Annotated in this window: 15 protein-coding genes; 7 read left to right on the top strand and 8 right to left on the bottom strand. The window is 65.4% G+C overall.

Translation table 11 applies throughout. The features are described 5' to 3' along the window. A complete protein-coding gene (locus SADO_RS08910; protein WP_353110828.1) occupies positions 1-390 on the top strand; it encodes a DnaJ family domain-containing protein in 390 nt (129 codons plus the stop codon). Next, positions 387-893, top strand: coding sequence for a GNAT family N-acetyltransferase (locus tag SADO_RS08905; protein WP_353110827.1), 507 nt, complete (start codon positions 387-389; stop codon positions 891-893). The genes SADO_RS08910 and SADO_RS08905 overlap by 4 nt, the downstream gene beginning before the upstream one ends. 4 nt (positions 894-897) lie before the next feature. Here SADO_RS08905 and SADO_RS08900 read toward each other — a convergent pair whose 3' ends face one another. From SADO_RS08900 to SADO_RS08875, 6 genes are all read right to left on the bottom strand, one after another. After that, a complete protein-coding gene (locus SADO_RS08900; RefSeq protein ID WP_353110826.1) occupies positions 898-1,983 on the bottom strand; it encodes an SH3 domain-containing protein in 1,086 nt (361 codons plus the stop codon). 37 nt (positions 1,984-2,020) lie between these two features. After that, positions 2,021-3,451, bottom strand: a complete 1,431-nt coding sequence (locus SADO_RS08895) for an SH3 domain-containing protein (RefSeq protein WP_353110825.1) — start codon at positions 3,449-3,451, stop codon at positions 2,021-2,023. 69 nt (positions 3,452-3,520) lie between these two features. After that, positions 3,521-5,434: a propionyl-CoA synthetase gene (locus tag SADO_RS08890; protein WP_353110824.1), complete on the bottom strand. Its 1,914-nt coding sequence runs from the start codon at positions 5,432-5,434 to the stop codon at positions 3,521-3,523. Between the two features lie 114 nt (positions 5,435-5,548). Then, entirely contained in the window at positions 5,549-6,556 is a 1,008-nt protein-coding gene (gene acuI / locus SADO_RS08885) for an acrylyl-CoA reductase (NADPH) (protein WP_353110823.1), read from the bottom strand. A gap of 80 nt (positions 6,557-6,636) precedes the next feature. Then, positions 6,637-7,746, bottom strand: coding sequence for a bifunctional 2-methylcitrate synthase/citrate synthase (gene prpC / locus SADO_RS08880; protein ID WP_353110822.1), 1,110 nt, complete (start codon positions 7,744-7,746; stop codon positions 6,637-6,639). Next, on the bottom strand, positions 7,743-8,456 hold the full coding sequence (locus SADO_RS08875; protein WP_353110821.1) for a GntR family transcriptional regulator: 714 nt from the start codon (positions 8,454-8,456) through the stop codon (positions 7,743-7,745). The genes prpC and SADO_RS08875 overlap by 4 nt, the downstream gene beginning before the upstream one ends. Before the next feature lie 175 nt (positions 8,457-8,631). Here SADO_RS08875 and SADO_RS08870 point away from each other — a divergent pair, with 175 nt between their 5' ends. The 3 genes from SADO_RS08870 to SADO_RS08860 all read left to right on the top strand — a co-directional run bounded on the left by SADO_RS08870 (position 8,632) and on the right by SADO_RS08860 (position 12,777). Beyond that, the gene (locus tag SADO_RS08870) at positions 8,632-9,513 is read left to right on the top strand and encodes an isocitrate lyase/PEP mutase family protein (protein ID WP_353110820.1); all 882 of its coding nucleotides are present in this window, start codon (positions 8,632-8,634) and stop codon (positions 9,511-9,513) included. 85 nt (positions 9,514-9,598) lie between these two features. After that, positions 9,599-11,800 (top strand): ABC transporter substrate-binding protein, encoded by a 2,202-nt coding sequence (locus SADO_RS08865; protein ID WP_353110819.1) that lies wholly within the window; start codon positions 9,599-9,601, stop codon positions 11,798-11,800. A gap of 2 nt (positions 11,801-11,802) precedes the next feature. Next, entirely contained in the window at positions 11,803-12,777 is a 975-nt protein-coding gene (locus SADO_RS08860; RefSeq protein WP_353110818.1) for an ABC transporter permease, read from the top strand. Positions 12,778-12,800: 23 nt separating this feature from the next. On the opposite strand, the gene brnA is transcribed toward SADO_RS08860, so the two are convergent. Both brnA and SADO_RS08850 read right to left on the bottom strand, forming a co-directional pair. Next, positions 12,801-13,040: a type II toxin-antitoxin system BrnA family antitoxin gene (gene brnA / locus SADO_RS08855; protein WP_353110817.1), complete on the bottom strand. Its 240-nt coding sequence runs from the start codon at positions 13,038-13,040 to the stop codon at positions 12,801-12,803. After that, on the bottom strand, positions 13,030-13,287 hold the full coding sequence (locus SADO_RS08850; protein WP_353110816.1) for a BrnT family toxin: 258 nt from the start codon (positions 13,285-13,287) through the stop codon (positions 13,030-13,032). The genes brnA and SADO_RS08850 overlap by 11 nt, the downstream gene beginning before the upstream one ends. A 99-nt stretch (positions 13,288-13,386) precedes the next feature. Here SADO_RS08850 and SADO_RS08845 point away from each other — a divergent pair, with 99 nt between their 5' ends. After that, positions 13,387-14,841 (top strand): ABC transporter permease, encoded by a 1,455-nt coding sequence (locus SADO_RS08845; protein WP_353110815.1) that lies wholly within the window; start codon positions 13,387-13,389, stop codon positions 14,839-14,841. Position 14,842: 1 nt separating this feature from the next. Further along, positions 14,843-16,858, top strand: a complete 2,016-nt coding sequence (locus SADO_RS08840; protein ID WP_353110814.1) for an ABC transporter ATP-binding protein — start codon at positions 14,843-14,845, stop codon at positions 16,856-16,858. The last annotated feature ends 133 nt before the right edge of the window (positions 16,859-16,991 follow it).

Raw genomic sequence — 16,991 nt, 5'->3', positions numbered from 1 at the left:
ATGAGCCTACTCGAACGACTGGCCGACGCGCATATCGAGGCGGCCGCCGAGCGCGGCGAGTTCGACGACCTGCCCGGCGCCGGACGACCGCTCGTCCTGGACGACGCTCCCGGCGTACCCGCCGAGCTGCGTGCGGGCTACCGGCTGCTCAAGAACGCCGGCTTCGTACCGCCCGAGATCGCGGCCCGACGCGAAATTCGTGATATCGAGGATCTTCTGCGCATGGCGCGCCCCGAAAGCGACGAGTCCGAGCGGCTGTCGCGCCGGCTGCGCTGGCTGGAAACCCGGCTGCGCGCCACGCGGCGCGGGCGTGCTCTGATGGCCGATCATGCCTATGGCCCGGCAGTCCGCGACCGGCTAAGTGAACGACAAGACGACGCCGACCGATGACCGCATGTGAACTCCAGGCCGCCACCCGAACCGAGGACCACGAACGGCTCGCGGATCTCGCACGCCAGATCTGGCACGAACACTATCCGGGCATCATCTCGACCGGGCAGATCGATTACATGCTCGCCAACGGCTACGATCTCGACACGCTCGCCGCGGAACAGGCCGCCGGCACCCGCTTCGTGCTCGCCTGCCGAGAGCAGGTGACGCTCGCCTTTGCCGCGGTCTCACCAGACATCGAGAATCCGACAATCGCCTGGCTCGATAAGCTCTATGTAAAGGCCGAGGCGCGTGGCCAGGGCATTGCAAGCCAACTCATGGCATGGGCGCTACGCACCGCAACCGAGCGGGAAGCGAACGTGATGAAGCTGCGAGTGAACCGCGACAACGCGGGCGCGGTCGAGGCCTACCGGCGCTTGGGTTTCGTCGTCGAAAGCGAGCACGTCAAGCCGATCGGCAACGGCTACGTCATGGACGACTACATCATGCAGCGCCCGGTCTAGCCCCTCAGCCGCCGCCGCTGCCCGTGGCGGGCGGCGCACTGGCACGGCGCGCCGTCACTTCGGCCTCGGCGGCTTCGTCCCAGGCGAGAACGAACGCCGACACCCAGCCCTCAGCACCGGTGGTCGGCACGCGAATCCGGCGCCAGCCGCCATCGTGGCCAAGCACGACGACTTCGGTGCCGTAGGTCAGTCGCTCACTTACCGACGCATCCCGAGCCGCCCCCTCGCGTAGCTGTGCCGAGGCACTGGCCACCTTGAATCGGGTGCGCTCATCAGACTCTTCCGGCGCTTCTTCAACCGCTGATGAAGCCACCGGCTTTTCTCGCACATCCGCCGGATCTGTCGAGCCCACGGCTGTTGTCTGCTCGGCCTTGGCCTGCGGCGCATCGCCGTCCAGCGCGAGCAGCCGATCGGCGATCCAGCCAATCGTTTCGCGCTCGACAAACCAGAGCCGCGACCAGCCCGCTCGAGAATCCAGCAACAGGCCAGCATCACTCGACCCCACCTGGGCGAGCACTTGGGACTGTCGCGACGGGCCGGCGCGCACGTTCACACGGCTGCCGGTGACCCGGGCGCCGGGCAGGCTTTCAGCCAGCTGGTCGAGATTGCGCTGCGCCTGGGCGCTGGTGCCGGCCGCCCGGCCCAGCCACCGTATGGCGCGCGCCGTATCCGCCGGCATGCCGTCGCCGTTGAGATACATCAGGCCGAGATTGTTCTGCGCTGCCGCGAGACCGTCGCGGGCGGCCTTTTCGTACCAGCGCCGCGCGCCGCGGATATCGCGCTCGATCCCGTCGCCGGCCTGCAGCATCAGCGCCAGGTTGTATTGCGCCTGGGTGTTTCCCTGCTCGGCGGCAGCCGCGAACCAACGCCGCGCCTCGTCGGGCGATCGCGGCACGCCGAATCCGTTGGCATGCAGCAGCGCCAGGTTGAACTGGGCATTCGACTGGCCGGATTCGGCGAGTGGACGCCACTCATCGCGCGCGACGTCATAATTGCCGCGCTGGAACGCCGCCACGCCGGCATCGAAATCCGCAGTTGCGGGCAGCGCCGCCAGCAACAGCAACGCGGCTACCGCCGACACGCGCGCCATCAAGCGCGCCCGGTTGTTGGTACGCCGCCGGATGGGGTCAGCCGCCGCTTTGGCCGACCGGATCGCCAGCGCGCGCATTATCCGCCGTGGCGACCGGAGCCGCCGTCTCCCCGGCAATGAGGAAAGCCGCGACCCAGCCGGTACGGGATGTACCCGGCACCATCACCTCACGCCAGCCACGATTTTCATCGATCACGCGCACGGCTTCGCCACGTGTGAGCTGGCCGAGTACTTGCTCAGCCATCGACGGACCGGCACGCAGGTTCACGTCGCGCGCGCCAATGCGCGCCGCGCGACCGGGCAAATGTTCACCGGGAGGTGGCTGATGGTCGCCGAGCAGAAAGGCCGCAACCCAACCGCTGCCGGCGCGGTTGGGTAGGAGAATGCGTCGCCACCCGCTGCGTCGACCGATCACCTGCACGGTATCGTCATGGCCGAGTTGCATAAGCACGGGCGCGCCCGTCGAAGGCGCGGCGCGCACGTTCAAACGGTCGGTGGCGACACGCACCGTGCTGCCGCGCCGTTCGCCCAGATCGATATTGTCGATACCAACCAACCAGCCGGAGTTGCGCAGCAACCGGCCCGATTGCGTATTCGCGTCCATACTGCCCGAGGTCGTCGTGCTTACGGTGCGCGACTCGGGGCGGCGTGCACGGCGGGCGTTGAGACCGGTTAGCGCCCCGAACTCGAAGCGGTCGAGCCGCACCGGCGCGGCGCCGGCCGCCGGCAGCCCCGTGAGCAACCGCGATGCGACCCAGCCGATCACGTCAGGCCCGCCATCGGCAGCGTGCTGCCATACCTGGCTCCAATCGCCCTGACGGGCGAATACACGCAGTTGCGCGCCGCGCCGAGCGCTTCCCACGATCTCAGCGTCGCTTGCTGGCGTCGCACGAATGTTGGCAGCGCGCACGGCCACTTCCGCCGTCGGCAACGCGGCGATCAGCCGCGCCCGATCCATCGGACGGGCACGATCCAGCCAGGCGACTGCCTTGGCCGGCTCGCGTTTGAGACCGTCACCGGCCAGCGTCATCAGGGCGAGATTGTAGGCCGCCGAAGGCAGCCCCTGACTGGCGGCTTCCGTGTACCAGAATGCGGCCTGTGCGGAATCACGAGGCACACCATTGCCCGTATCGCGCATGACCGCCAGGTTGTATTGCGCGCCCGGATGGCCGCGTTCCGAGGCCATGGTGTACCAGTGCTGGGCGCGCAATGCGTCACGCTCGATGCCCCAGCCATTGGAATACAGCAGGCCGAGGCCGTACTGCGCGCGCGGATCGTTGGCCTCGGCCAGCGGCGCCCAAGCCCCGCGCGCAGCCGCATAGTCGTTGCGCGCGAAAGCCCGCGCGCCATCGGCATAGCCGTCAGCCGCGATGGCCAGCGTAGCCGACAGACACAGCGTCACCAGAACCGTCGAAACGACGATCCACCCCGTCAGGCGCAAGCCCGGCCCCCTCGAATCGAAACCCATCACGCCGCTACGTTAGCGCAACTGCGACAGTCGGACACCTGTTTTGCGCCGATCGGAAAAGCGCGCGTTTCAGTCCGCGCGCTTGTTTCCATAGCCGATGTTGCTCAGCTGATCCTCGATTTCGGTAAGAATCGCCGGGTCGTCGATGGTCGCGGGCGTGGTCCATTCCTTGCCGTCGGCGATCTGGCGCAGGGTTGCACGTACCACCTTGCCGGAACGCGTCTTGGGCAAGCGATCCACAATAGCCGCGTGTTTGAACGCGGCCACCGGCCCGATCTGTTCGCGCACGTTGGCGATCAGTTCGGCGACGATTTCGTCGGCAGCGCGCGTGGCGCTCGACTTGAGCACCACCATCGCGACCGGCAGCTGGCCCTTGTCGGCATCCGCCGCACCCACCACCGCGGCCTCGGCCACGTCCGGATGGGCGGCGATGACTTCTTCGATCATGCCGGTGGACAGGCGATGGCCTGCGACGTTGATGATGTCGTCCACCCGACTCATCACCCAGAGATTGCCGTCAGCATCGAAATAGCCCGCGTCGCCCGAGCGGTAATAGCCCGGAAAGTCCTCCAGATACGACGACTTGTAGCGTTCGTCGTTCTGCCAGAGGTTGGGGAAACAGCCCGGCGGCAACGGCAACTTCACACAGATATCGCCCATCTCGCCGTTGGGCACTTCCTCGCCGTCGGGGCCGAGCACGTGGGTGTCGTAGCCCGGTATCGGCCGACCGGCCGAGCCGAGCGGCACGTCGAGGTTTTCGATACCCAGCGGGTTGGCGCTCATCGGCCAGGCGGTCTCGGTCTGCCACCAGTGGTCGATCACCGGCACGTCGAGTTTCTCGCCGGCCCAGATCGCGGTGTCCGGGTCGGTGTGCTCGCCGGCCAGGAACAGTGCGCGCAGGTTGGAAACGTCGTACTGCTTCGCCAGCTCGCCGTTCGGGTCGACCTTCTTGACCGCGCGAAACGCCGTCGGCGCCGTGAAGAACACGTCCACCTTGTGCTCGGCGATTACCCGGAAGAACGCACCCGCGTCCGGCGTGCCGACCGGCTTGCCTTCGTACATCACTGAGGTGCAGCCCAGCAGCAGCGGCGCGTAGACGATATAGGAGTGGCCGACCACCCAGCCGACATCGGAAGCCGTCCAGAACACGTCGTCCTGATCCAGCCCGTAGACCGCGCGCATGGAGTAGTGCATGGCTACCGCATGGCCGCCGTTGTCGCGCACGACGCCTTTCGGCTTGCCGGTGGTGCCGGAGGTGTAAAGGATATAGAGCGGATCGGTCGCAGCGACCGGCACGCAGTCGACGGGCTCGGCTTCCGCCAGCGCGTCGTTCCAGTCGATATCGCGACCGGAGATCAGTTCGCAGCGTTGCGTATCGCGCTGGAAGATCACGCAGCGCTCCACCTTGTGTTCGGCCAGTTCCAGACCGCGGTCGAGCAGCGGCTTGTATTCGACCACGCGGCTCGGCTCGATACCGCAGGACGCCGACAGCACGAGTTTCGGCGTCGCGTCGTCGATACGCTTGGCCAGCTCCGCGCCGGCAAAGCCGCCGAACACCACGGAATGCACCGCGCCGATGCGCGCACAGGCGAGCATGGCGATGACCGCTTCCGGGATCATCGGCATATAGATGATCACGCGATCGCCCTTCTCGACGCCCTGATTGCGGATCACGCCGGCAAACTTTGCCACCGCATCGCGCAGCTCGGCATAGGTATAGCGCTGCTGGGAATCGGTGACGGGGCTGTCGTGTATGAGTGCTGTCACGTCGCCCCGGCCGGCATCCACGTGCCGATCGAGACAGTTGTCGGCGGTGTTGAGCTCGCCGTCCGGATACCAGTGGTAGAACGGCACACGGCTGTCATCGAGAATCTGCTGTGGCTCTCGGCTCCAGCGGATGGCTCGGGCGGCTTCGCGCCAGAACTCGGTCGGATTATCCCGGGCAGCAGCGAACTGGTCGCGGTAGGGGGTTTGCGGACTCATGACATCTCCTCAAATGTTCGTATCTTTTTATGTCATCGACAACGCGAACGTATCAGTCGGTCATTGCAGCTGCCGACCCGGCGGCGTTTGCGCGCACACCGGGCCGGGAATGGCTTAGCTGCTGGCGCCCACGTCGACGAGAATACGACCGCGGGTGCGGTTCGCCATCATGTCGGCGGCGCGCTCGGGCACTTGCTCCAGCGTGGCCGTATCGGTGATCGCCTCCAGCGCGGCTTCGGGCAGATCCTTGACCAGGCGCTGCCAGGCGCGCTGCCGGGGTTCGATCGGGCAGACCACGGAATCGACGCCCAACAGGCTGACGTTACGCAGGATGAACGGCATGACGGTCGCCGGCAGATCCGGTCCCGCGGCCAGTCCGCAGGCCGCGACCCGGCCGCCGTAGGCCATCTCCGACAACACATGCGCCAGCACCTTGCTGCCGACGGTATCGACCGCGCCGGCCCAGCGGCCTTTCGCCAGCGGCTTGGGTTTGGCGTCGGCATCGGGCGCGGGCACGATCTCGGAGGCTCCAAGCTCACGCAGATAGGCGTGCAAATCCTCGTCGGTCGAGGTGGTCAGCGCTGCGACCTCGTAGCCCAGATGCGCCAAGATCGCGATCGCCACGCTGCCGACACCGCCGGACGCGCCGGTGACCAGCACCGGGCCGTCGGCAGGCGTCAGGCCCGCGTCTTCGAGACGCTGCACACACAGCATGGCGGTGAAGCCGGCGGTGCCGATCACCATGGCCGTGCGCGTATCCAGGCCTTCGGGCAGCGGCACCAGCCATTCGGACTTCACCCGCTGGCGCTGGGCATAGCCGCCCCAGTAGCGCTCGCCTACGCCCCAGCCGGTAAGCACAACCTTGTCGCCGGGCGCGTAGTCGTCCGAGTTGGACTCGACCACGGCGCCGGCCAGATCGATGCCGGGCACCATCGGCCAGGTGCGCACGATCGGGCCCGCGCCGGTGACCGCCATCGCGTCCTTGTAGTTGAGATCGGAATATTCGACCGCAACCAGCACGTCGCCTTCGGGCAGGTCGGCGTCGGTCAGGCTCTCGATCGCAGCCTGGGTCTTCTCGTCTTCCTGGCGCAGCACCAGCGCCTTGAATGATTGTTCGCTCATGGGGCTGTCTCCGTTGATATCGCTGTTTCGATTCGCCGGCCGCGACCCAAAAAAAGGGGCGCGGCCGGTAACCAGGTCGCTTAGGGCACCGGGCGCGGCGCGGGGCCGACGTACTCGGCGCTCGGCCGGATGATGCGGTTGTCCGCACGCTGCTCGAACACATGCGCGGCCCAGCCCGATAACCGGCTCATCACGAAGATCGGGGTGAACAGCTTCGTGGGGATACCCATGAAGTGATAAGCGGAGGCATGGAAGAAGTCGGCGTTGCAGAACAGCTTCTTCTCGCGCCACATCACTTCCTCGCAGCGCACCGACACCGGGTAGAGCGTGGTGTCGCCGACGTCCGCGGCGAGCTTTTCGGCCCACTGCTTGATGATCGCGTTACGCGGGTCGGACTCGCGATAGATCGCATGCCCGAAGCCCATGATCTTGTCCTTGCGCTCGAGCATGGCGAGCATCTTCTGCTCTGCGTCGTCCGGATCGCTGAACTGCTCGATCATGGCCATCGCGGCCTCGTTCGCGCCGCCGTGCAGCGGGCCACGCAGCGTGCCGATCGCGCCGGTCACACAGCTGTGGATATCGCTGAGCGTCGAGGCACAGACACGGGCGTTGAAAGTAGAGGCGTTGAACTCGTGCTCGGCATAGAGGATGAGCGAGGTGTTCATCGCGGCCGCGTGCAGCGCGCTCGTCTTCTTGCCATGCAGCATCTGCAGGAAATGCCCGCCCAGCGAATCGGCGTCGGTCTCTGTATCGATCCGCTCGCCGTCGTGACTGTAGCGATACCAGTAACAGACGATGCCGGGGAACGCGGCCATCATGCGATCGGTGCATTCCTGCTGGTCCTCGAAGCTGGATTCGCCTTCGAGATGACCGAGCATGGAGCAGCCGGTGCGCATCACGTCCATCGGGTGGGCATCGCGCGGAATACGCTCGAGCACTTCGCGCAGCGCTTCCGGTAGCGCACGGCGCTGCTTGAGGCGGCTCTTGTAGGCCTCGAGTTCATCAGCGCTCGGCAGTTCGCCCTTGAGCAGCAGATAGGCCACGGCCTCGAACTCGCATTTCTCGGCCAGATCCTGGATGTCGTAGCCGCGGTAGGTCAGCCCCGAGCCGCTCTGGCCGACGGTCGATAGCGACGTGCGCCCGGCGACCTGGCCGCGCAGGCCAGCCGTGTTGGTCTTCTTCTCGCTCATGTTCTCTCCTCTTTCAGGTTTCGATTCTGTGGGGCGGGCCGATTGTCGACCTCGATATTACGGCGCGCGCGGCTGATATGGCGGCGCATGAGCATTTCGGCGAGCTCACCGTCACGGGCTTCGATGGCCTCGACGATCTGACGATGCTCCTTCAGGGCCTGAAGCGGACGCTTGGCCACGCCACTGAACTGGTAACGCGACATGCGGATCAAGTAATACAGCTCGCCAATAAGCATGTCCGCCAGGGCCGCGTTATGACTGCCCTGGATGACGCGGTAGTGAAAATCCAGATCGCCCTCGCGCTGGAAATAGGCGACGTCTTCCTTGAGGTCCTGTTGCTGCTCGTGCTCGGCCAGCAGGCGGTACAGGCCGGCGATTTCGTCGTCGCCCATCGCGGTGGCCGCCATGCGCGCGGCCATGCCCTCGAGCGCTTCGCGCAGGTAATACAGTTCGGCCAGGCGCGCGGGATCGAGTGCGGCAACGCGAGTACCGACATGCACCTTGCGCTCGAGCAGCTTGCGCGACTCGAGCCGGCGAATGACTTCGCGCATCGGCCCGCGACTCACGCCATAGCGGGCCGCCAGATCCGACTCGCTGACACGCGTACCCGGCGCGATCACTCCGCGAACAATATCGTCCTGGAGCGCATCCAGCGCGCGGTCCGCCAGCGTGCGCGGCGCGGTCTCGAGTTTCGCTTCGGCCTCACTCATTGTCGACAATCCTAGCAGATCGGTTGCCAAACGGAATGCATAATCGCCATACTTTTGTCGCATTGTCGACAATCAAGATTGCTAACCGACGGATTGGCTTGCCACTGGCTACGGCCCGTCCGCCCCGGTAATCACCTGTCGCACCACCTGTTTCGTTTACTGCCAAGGTATGACCATGACCACTGCTGCTGACCGCCGCGCCCAATTCCGCGCACGGATCGCCGATCGCGATGCCCTGCTTATTGCCGGCGCCTTCAACGCCATGAGCGCGCGCGTGATCGAGGACACCGGCTTTGAAGCCGTCTATCTCACCGGCGCGGGCGTGACGAACATGTCGTTCGCGCTCCCGGACCTGAGCTTCGTCGGCCTGCACGAGATGAGCGAACAGACCGCACGCGTACGCGACGCGGTCTCGCTGCCGCTGGTCGTCGATGCGGACACCGGCTTCGGCAACGCGCTGAACGTGCGCCAGACCGTGCGCACGTTCGAACGCTGCGGCGCGGACGCGATCCAGATGGAAGACCAGGTTCTGCCCAAGAAATGCGGGCATTTCGAAGGCAAGAAAGTCATCCCCGCCGAGGAAATGGTCAACAAGATCCGCGCGGCCTGTGATGCGCGCGACGACGAGAACTTCCAGATCATCGCACGCACCGACGCGGCCGCCGTGCACGGCATGGACGACGCCATCGAGCGCGCCCATCTATATGCCGAGGCCGGCGCCGACGTGCTGTTCATCGAGGCCACCGAAACCCGCGCCGATATCGAACGCCTGCCTGCGCTGTTCGATATCCCGCTGATCATCAACGTGGTGATCGGCGGCAAGACGCCGACCCTGTCACAGAGCGAACTGGCAGACCTCGGCTACGGGCTGACGCTGTATGCCAACGCCGCGCTGCAGAGCGCGGTCTGTGGTATGCAACGTGCCCTGACCCAGCTGCGCGACGATGGTCGGCTGGATGAAGACCCCGAGATCGTTGCGCCGTTTGCCGAGCGTCAACGTCTGGTCAACAAGCCGCTGTTCGACGAACTGTCCGAGCGCTACGCCGACAAGCACTGACCGGCACGCCACGGCGGCGGCCTCACCGGGCCGCCGCCAAAATCGGCGCGTGCATTCAGGGCCTTGCATCGGCTAGATTGCCGGCATGCCTGACGTCCGCCGCCGGTTCGGTTCGCTGGCGGCCCCGTGCCGCCTGATCATTGTTTTACTGCTGTGCCTGCTCGGCGGCTGCGACGGCGCGTGGAACAATCCCTACCCCGAAGCCGAGTCCGAAAACGATATTTACTACAGCTCGTTTCGCGAGTCGCCGCGCCATCTCGACCCGGCGCGCTCCTACGCCACGGACGAGGCCAGTTTCACCGGCGCCATCTACGAACCGCCGCTTCAGTATCACTATCTCAAGCGCCCCTATACGCTGATTCCGGCCACCGCGACCGAAGTCCCCGAGCCACAGCTTCTGGACGCCGACGACAACCCGCTTCCGGACGACGCGCCGGCCGACCAGGTCGCGACCAGCGTCTACACCATCGAACTCCAGCCCGGCATTCGCTACCAGCCGCATCCCGCGTTCGCGCAGAACGACGACGGCAACCCGCGCTATGACGACCTGACCAAGGCCGATATGGCCGGCATCGCCTCGCCGGCGGATTTCGAGCACCAGGGCACGCGCGAGTTGCATGCGCGCGATTACGTCCACGAAATCAAGCGACTGGCGAGCCCGGAGGTGAATTCGCCCATCTTCGGGCTGATGAGTTCTCATATCGTCGGCCTGGCCGACCTGCGCGAACGCCTGGAAGCCGCGCGCAAGCAACTCGAACCGGGCGAATCGCTCGATCTCACCGCCTTCGATTTCGAAGGCGCACAGGTCATCGACGACCATACCTACGAAATCCGGGTCGACGGCGTCTATCCGCAGCTGCGCTATTGGCTCGCGCTGGCCTTCTTCGCCCCGGTGGCCCCCGAGGTCACGCGCTTCTACGATCAGCCCGCCCTCAAGACCCGAAACATCACGCTGGACACCTTCCCGGTCGGCACCGGCGCCTACATGCTTACCGAGAACAACCCGAACCGGCGCATGGTGCTCGAGGCCAATCCCAACTTTCATGGCCAGCGTTATCCGCGCGAAGGCGAGGACGGCGACCGCGCGGCCGGCTTGCTGGCAGACGCGGGCAAGCCGCTGCCCTTCATCAAGCGCGCGGTCTATTCGCTGGAGAAGGAATCAATCCCCTACTGGAACAAGTTCCTGCAGGGCTACTACGACACCTCCGGCATCAGCGACGACGCCTTTGGTCAGGCGATTCGTATCGACGAGGAGGGCAACCCGAACCTCACGCAGACGATGCGCGAACACGGCATGGATCTCGCCACCACCGTGCTGCCGGGCATCTACTATCTCGGCTTCAACATGAACGACAACGTGGTCGGCGGCCGCGACGAATCCGGGCGCAAGCTGCGCCAGGCGATATCGATCGCGCTGGACATGGAGAACTACATCCCGCTGTTCCTCAACGGCCGCGGCATCGTCGCCCAGGGGCCGATCCCGCCCGGGCTGTTCGGCTACGAAGAGGGCAAGGCCGGCATGAATCCGGTCGTCTACGACTGGAAAGACGGCGAGCGCGTACGCAAGTCCATCGACACCGCGCGGGAACTGCTCGCCGAGGCCGGCTATCCGAACGGCATCGATCCGGACACCGGCCAGTCCCTTCTGGTGAATATCGACACCCCCGCCACCGGCCCCGAGTTCAAGACCCAGATGGACTGGATGCGCCAGCAGTTCGACGAGCTCGGCATCCAGCTCGTGGTGCGCGCCACCACCTGGCCGCGTTTCCAGCAGAAGATCGCCGAGGGCAACACGCAGATCTATTTCGGCAGCGGCTGGATGGCCGACTATCCGGACCCGGAAAACTTCCTGTCCCAGCTCTACGGGCCGAACGGCACCGCCGAGCATTCCGGCTCGAACTACGCCAACTACGACAACCCCGAATACGACCGCCTGTTCCGCGATATGCGCAACATGGAGAACGGCCCCGAGCGCCAGGCCGTGATCGATCGCATGCTGGCGATCGTGCGCCGCGACGCGCCCTGGTCCTGGGGCTTCTTCCCACGCCAGTACGCGCTGTACCACCAGTGGCTGCACAACACCAAGCCCAACGGCATGCTGCAGAGTTCGTTGAAATACCTGCGCCTGGACACCACCCAGCGCGCCGAGAAGCGGCGCGAGTGGAACAATCCGGTGCTCTGGCCGGTGGGCCTGGGTCTGCTGTTCCTGGTCGTCGCCCTGGCGCCGGGGCTGTGGATATATCGCCGGCGCGAACGGCGCGCGGTTCGCCAGACGGGGCACAGCTAGCCATGCTCGCCTACATCATCCGCCGCGCGCTCTATGCCATTCCGGTGCTCATCGGCGTGAACCTGATCACGTTCCTATTGTTTTTCGTGGTGAACACGCCGGACGACATCGCCCGCATGCAGCTCGGCTTCAAGCGTGTCACGCCCGAGGCAATCCAGACCTGGAAGGCCACCCACGGCTACGACCTGCCCTATATCTACAACGAAGAGGCCGACGGCCTCGACACCGTCACGCAGACGCTGTTCTTTCAGAAATCGGTGAAGGTGATCGCCTTCGAGTTCGGTCGCTCGGATGCCGGTCGCTCGATCTCGTCCGACATCCTCGAACGCATGGGCCCGAGCCTGGCGCTGGCGGTGCCCACGCTCATCGTCGGCATGCTGGTGAACATCACCTTCGGGCTGCTGCTGGTGTTTTTCCGATCCACCGCGATCGACTGGGGCGGCGTCGTGCTCTGCGTGCTGCTGATGTCGATCTCGCCGCTGTTCTACATCATCGCGGGCCAGTACGTCGCCGGCAAGCTGATGAATCTGGTGCCCATTTCCGGCTTCGACGCCGGCTGGGACATGGCCAAGTTCCTGATCCTGCCGGTGATCATCGGCGTGGTTGGCGGCGTCGGCTCCGGGACCCGCTGGTATCGCACCATCTTCATGGAGGAATACGGCAAGGACTATGTCCGCACCGCCCGCGCCAAGGGCCTGAGCGACCTGCGCATCCTGTTCGTGCACGTACTCAAGAACGGCATGATCCCGATCCTCACCGGCGTGGTCGTGCTGCTGCCGCTGCTGTTCATGGGCAGCCTGATCATGGAATCCTTCTTCGGCATCCCGGGGCTGGGCAGCTACACCATCGAAGCCATCAACCAGCAGGACTTCGCCATCGTGCGGGCGATGGTCTTTCTCGGCTCCGTGCTCTATATCGTCGGCCTGCTGCTGACCGATATCAGCTATACGCTGTTTGATCCGCGGATACGGTTATGATCTCTCGCGAAAACGTATCTCAGCTAGGCGCGCTTGTTCGCGGCGGCCTGTTCCAGCCGCTCCGACAGCCAGACCTTGATGATCGACTGCCGGGTTACGCCCAGACGCCGTGCCTCGCGGTCCAGTTCGTCAACCATCCAGCTTGGAAAATCAACGTTCACGCGTCGCGCATTCTGGTTCGGACGGCGCGCCTTGGACAGGTCGAGATCGGCGGTTACATCTTCGCCAGCATCGAATTTCTTGTCGAACGATTCAGCTTTCATATAACGCTACCTCCTCTTCGCGCGACCGGCGCACAGAGATGATCCGAATGTTTTCGTCTCGATACGTCACCACTGCCGACCAGTGCTTGCCTTCGATCAAACCGATCAGGAGGAACCGAGGCTCATTCATGGCCCGAGCCGGAATCTCCAGCAGGGTAGGATCGTTCCAGAGCGCTTGGGCCTCGACAAAATTAATGCCGTGCTTGGCACGGTTCGATTCGCTCTTCGCCTCATCGAATTCGAACATGGATAAAAACTATACCTAAATCTGTCGAGGCACGTTTCCTGCGTCCTGATTCGCGCACGCGTAGACCTGCTCTCTCACTGGGTAAGATTGAACCAACTGATGTACGTCCTCCTCTACACCGACGCGCTGATCTACCTGCTGCTGATTGCGATCGCGGTGTTCGTGGTGGTTGCGTCGCGCAGCAAGCCGTTGCGGGTACCGTGGCTGCGGGTGTTTGCGCGGCCGGTGGGCATGATCACGCTGGTGATTCTGCTGGCGTATACGGCGGTGGGCGTGCTCGACAGCATTCACTACCGGCCGACGGTGACCAACGACGCCGGCGAGACGCGCGTGTCGGGCGAGGTGATCAGCGTGTTCGACGCCATCGCCGCGCCGCTGATCGAGGACACCGAATACACCTACTCCGCACCGTTCGCGCTGCGCTCCTACGTGCAGCAGGTGGTGACCGCGGCCGACGGCAGCAAGGCACAGGTCTATCCACGGCTGACCCATGCGGGCACGTCGCTCGATGAAAGCGGGCTGACCCGCGGCGAGGACATCACCCGTCGCGCGGCCAAGGGGGCGGCGTGGGGCCTGGCCGCCTGGCTGGCGCTTTGCGTGCCGTTGATCGGGCTGATCGCGGCGCACTGTCGAACTTCGCCGAGGAATGTCGTCAGAGACATCGCCCGCGACACCACGCCGCTGGCCTGGCGGGCCGCACTCGTCACCGCCGGCATACTCGCGGTGATCGTTGGCGTGACCGCCTCGCTGGCGGCCGAATACCACGTGCTCGGCACCGACAAGGTCGGCCAGGACGTGCTCTATCAAGCCGTGAAGAGCATTCGCACCGGGCTGGCGATCGGCACGTTGACGACACTGGTGATGCTGCCCTTTGCCCTGCTGCTGGGCACGCTGGCCGGATACTTCCGAGGCTGGGTGGACGATGTCATCCAGTATCTCTATACGACGCTGAGCTCGATTCCCGGCGTGCTGCTTATCGCCGCCGCCGTGCTGATGATGCAGGTCTATATGGAGAACAACGCCGAGGCGTTCGGCTCCACCACTGCGCGTGCGGACCTGCGGCTGCTGTTTCTGTGTCTGATTCTCGGCATCACCAGCTGGACGGGTCTATGCCGGCTGCTGCGCGCGGAAACCCGCAAGCTATCGGAGCTGGATTACGTGAACGCGGCACGCGGACTGGGCACCGGCCCGCTGCGCATCCTGGGTAAGCATATGCTGCCGAATGTGATGCACATCGTGCTGATCCAGGTCGTGCTGGATTTCTCTGCGCTGGTGCTCGCCGAAGCGGTACTCAGCTATATCGGCGTGGGCGTGGACCCGACCATGGACAGCTGGGGCAACATGATCAACGCCGCGCGCATGGAGATGGCGCGCGACCCGATCGTGTGGTGGCGCCTGGGCGGCGCGTTCGTGTTCATGCTCGTGCTGGTGCTGGCCGCCAACCTGTTTGCGGACGTGGTGCGCGATGCATTCGACCCGCGCCTGCGCGGCGACGAGGGCGGGCGCGCGCTCAAGCGCAAGGCACCGGCAACGCCCGCAGGCGGAGCGCATTGATATGACGCGCAATCCGCCACTACTGGAAGTCGAAGCGCTACGAACCCACCTTGATACGCCGGCCGGCGTGCTGCGCGCGGTCGATGACGTGAGTTTTTCCATCGCACCCGGCGAAACGCTGGCGCTGCTGGGCGAATCCGGCTGCGGCAAGTCGATGACCGCGCTGTCGCTCATGGGGCTGGCGCCGCAGCCGGCGACGCGGGTACTCGACGGCGTCGTGCGCCTGGGCGGCGAGGATCTGCTCGCACTGTCCGAAGCCGCCATGCGCGAACGCCGCGGCGCGCGGATCGGCATGGTGTTCCAGGAGCCGATGAGCGCGCTCAACCCGGTGCTCACGGTCGGCCAGCAGATCGGCGAAGCGCTACGCACGCATCTGAAACTGCGCGGCCAAAAGATTCGCGAACGCGGGCTCGCCTTGCTCGAAGAAGTGGGCATGCCGGACCCGGCCGGGCGCTGGGATGCCTATCCGCACCAGCTCTCCGGCGGGCTCAAGCAGCGCGTGGTGATCGCAATCGCACTGGCCGGCGAGCCGGACGTGCTGATCGCCGACGAGCCGACAACCGCGCTGGACGTCACCATCCAGGCCCAGATTCTCGCCTTGCTAGCGCGCCTGCAGCGCGAACGCGGCATGGCGCTGCTGCTGATCACCCACGACCTGGCCGTGGTCAACGAAGTCGCCGATCGCGTGGCGGTGATGTATGCCGGGCATATCGTGGAGCTGGCCGATCGCGACACGTTGTTTGCCGCGCCGCGCCATCCGTACACGCGCAAGCTGTTCGCCTCGCTGCCGGGCGCGGCCCAGCGCGGCCAGCGCCTGGCGGCAATCCCCGGCACCGTGCCGCCGCTGACCACGAATCTGCCGGCCTGTCGCTTCGCCGACCGCTGTGAACATGCATGGGCGGCCTGTCGCGAAACGCCGCCAGCCTGGCGAGAGGACTCGGGCTCGCGGGTGCGTTGTCACCTTTACGATCCGGCGCAGGAAGGCGCGCCGCTACCGGCGGCGCTGGAACAGGCCGAAGCCGTACGCGACAACGATGCGCAGCGCGAAGCGGCACCGGACACGCTGCTCGACGCCCAGGACGTGGCGGTCCATTTCCCGATCACCAAGGGCATCTTCAAGCGCACGGTCGGCCATGTGCGCGCAGTCGACGGCGTATCGCTGACCATTCAACGTGGCCGGACTCTCGCGCTCGTGGGCGAATCCGGCTGCGGCAAGACTACCCTCGGGCGGGCGCTCGCGCGGCTGCTCGACCCGACCCGCGGCACGATGCGGTTTGGCGACGAGGATCTGGCCGCGCTGCGCGGCAAGCGCCTGCGCCAGGCTCGCCGACATCTGCAGATGGTGTTCCAGGATCCGTTCTCGGCCATGAACCCGCGCATGCTGGTCGGCGAGATCATCTCCGAAGGCCTGATCGCGCAGAGTATCGGCAAGAACGCGACGGATCGGCGCGCGATCGCCGCCGATCTGCTTTCCGACGTCGGCCTTCCGGAAGCCGCACTCGATCGCTATCCGCACGAATTCTCGGGCGGCCAGCGTCAACGTATCTGTATCGCCCGCGCACTGGCGCTCGAACCCAGCCTGTTGATCTGCGACGAGCCGACCAGTGCGCTGGACGTGTCCGTGCAGGCTCAGGTGCTCAATCTGCTCAAGCGGTTGCAGGCTGAGCGCGGGCTAGCCTACCTGTTCATCACCCACGACATGGCGGTGGTGAGTTATCTCGCCGACGATATCGCGGTGATGTATCTGGGCCGTATCGTCGAGCGTGGCCCCGCCGAGCAGGTATTGCGCGAACCCAAGCATCCCTACACGCAGGCGCTGCTGTCAGCCATGCCGAGCGTCAATCAGCGCGACGGCGAGCGCATCCGTCTGGCGGGCGATCTGCCCTCACCGGCCAACCCGCCGACGGGCTGTCATTTCCATCCGCGCTGCCCGCATGTGATGGAACGCTGCAAACGCGAGGACCCGGAAGCCCGCGATTTCGGCGACGGGCATACGGCACGCTGTTTTCTCTACTAGACCGAGCGAATCGCCACGGGCGCAATTGCAGCCCTGCCGTGCCGGGGCTGGCGATTTACGCGCTGACCGAGCCCAAAACCCCATTGGCATCGATCAGGCTCTGAACGCCTTCTCACCCTGCTCGATTGAGCTG

The organism is Salinisphaera dokdonensis CL-ES53, assembly GCF_040361215.1.
GTDB classification, from domain to species: domain Bacteria; phylum Pseudomonadota; class Gammaproteobacteria; order Nevskiales; family Salinisphaeraceae; genus Salinisphaera; species Salinisphaera dokdonensis.
The sequence above is the reverse complement of the archived record's forward strand: the minus strand, read 5'-3'. Positions and strand labels throughout refer to the sequence as shown.

Bases quoted from the DNA above. Each gene is read 5' to 3' on its own strand.
- SADO_RS08910 (WP_353110828.1), top strand. From the start codon at position 1: ATGAGCCTACTCGAACGACTGGCCGACGCGCATATCGAGGCGGCCGCC.
- SADO_RS08905 (WP_353110827.1), top strand. From the start codon at position 387: ATGACCGCATGTGAACTCCAGGCCGCCACCCGAACCGAGGACCACGAA.
- SADO_RS08900 (WP_353110826.1), bottom strand. From the start codon at position 1,983: ATGGCGCGCGTGTCGGCGGTAGCCGCGTTGCTGTTGCTGGCGGCGCTG.
- SADO_RS08895 (WP_353110825.1), bottom strand. From the start codon at position 3,451: ATGGGTTTCGATTCGAGGGGGCCGGGCTTGCGCCTGACGGGGTGGATC.
- SADO_RS08890 (WP_353110824.1), bottom strand. From the start codon at position 5,434: ATGAGTCCGCAAACCCCCTACCGCGACCAGTTCGCTGCTGCCCGGGAT.
- acuI (WP_353110823.1), bottom strand. From the start codon at position 6,556: ATGAGCGAACAATCATTCAAGGCGCTGGTGCTGCGCCAGGAAGACGAG.
- prpC (WP_353110822.1), bottom strand. From the start codon at position 7,746: ATGAGCGAGAAGAAGACCAACACGGCTGGCCTGCGCGGCCAGGTCGCC.
- SADO_RS08875 (WP_353110821.1), bottom strand. From the start codon at position 8,456: ATGAGTGAGGCCGAAGCGAAACTCGAGACCGCGCCGCGCACGCTGGCG.
- SADO_RS08870 (WP_353110820.1), top strand. From the start codon at position 8,632: ATGACCACTGCTGCTGACCGCCGCGCCCAATTCCGCGCACGGATCGCC.
- SADO_RS08865 (WP_353110819.1), top strand. From the start codon at position 9,599: ATGCCTGACGTCCGCCGCCGGTTCGGTTCGCTGGCGGCCCCGTGCCGC.
- SADO_RS08860 (WP_353110818.1), top strand. From the start codon at position 11,803: ATGCTCGCCTACATCATCCGCCGCGCGCTCTATGCCATTCCGGTGCTC.
- brnA (WP_353110817.1), bottom strand. From the start codon at position 13,040: ATGAAAGCTGAATCGTTCGACAAGAAATTCGATGCTGGCGAAGATGTA.
- SADO_RS08850 (WP_353110816.1), bottom strand. From the start codon at position 13,287: ATGTTCGAATTCGATGAGGCGAAGAGCGAATCGAACCGTGCCAAGCAC.
- SADO_RS08845 (WP_353110815.1), top strand. From the start codon at position 13,387: ATGTACGTCCTCCTCTACACCGACGCGCTGATCTACCTGCTGCTGATT.
- SADO_RS08840 (WP_353110814.1), top strand. From the start codon at position 14,843: ATGACGCGCAATCCGCCACTACTGGAAGTCGAAGCGCTACGAACCCAC.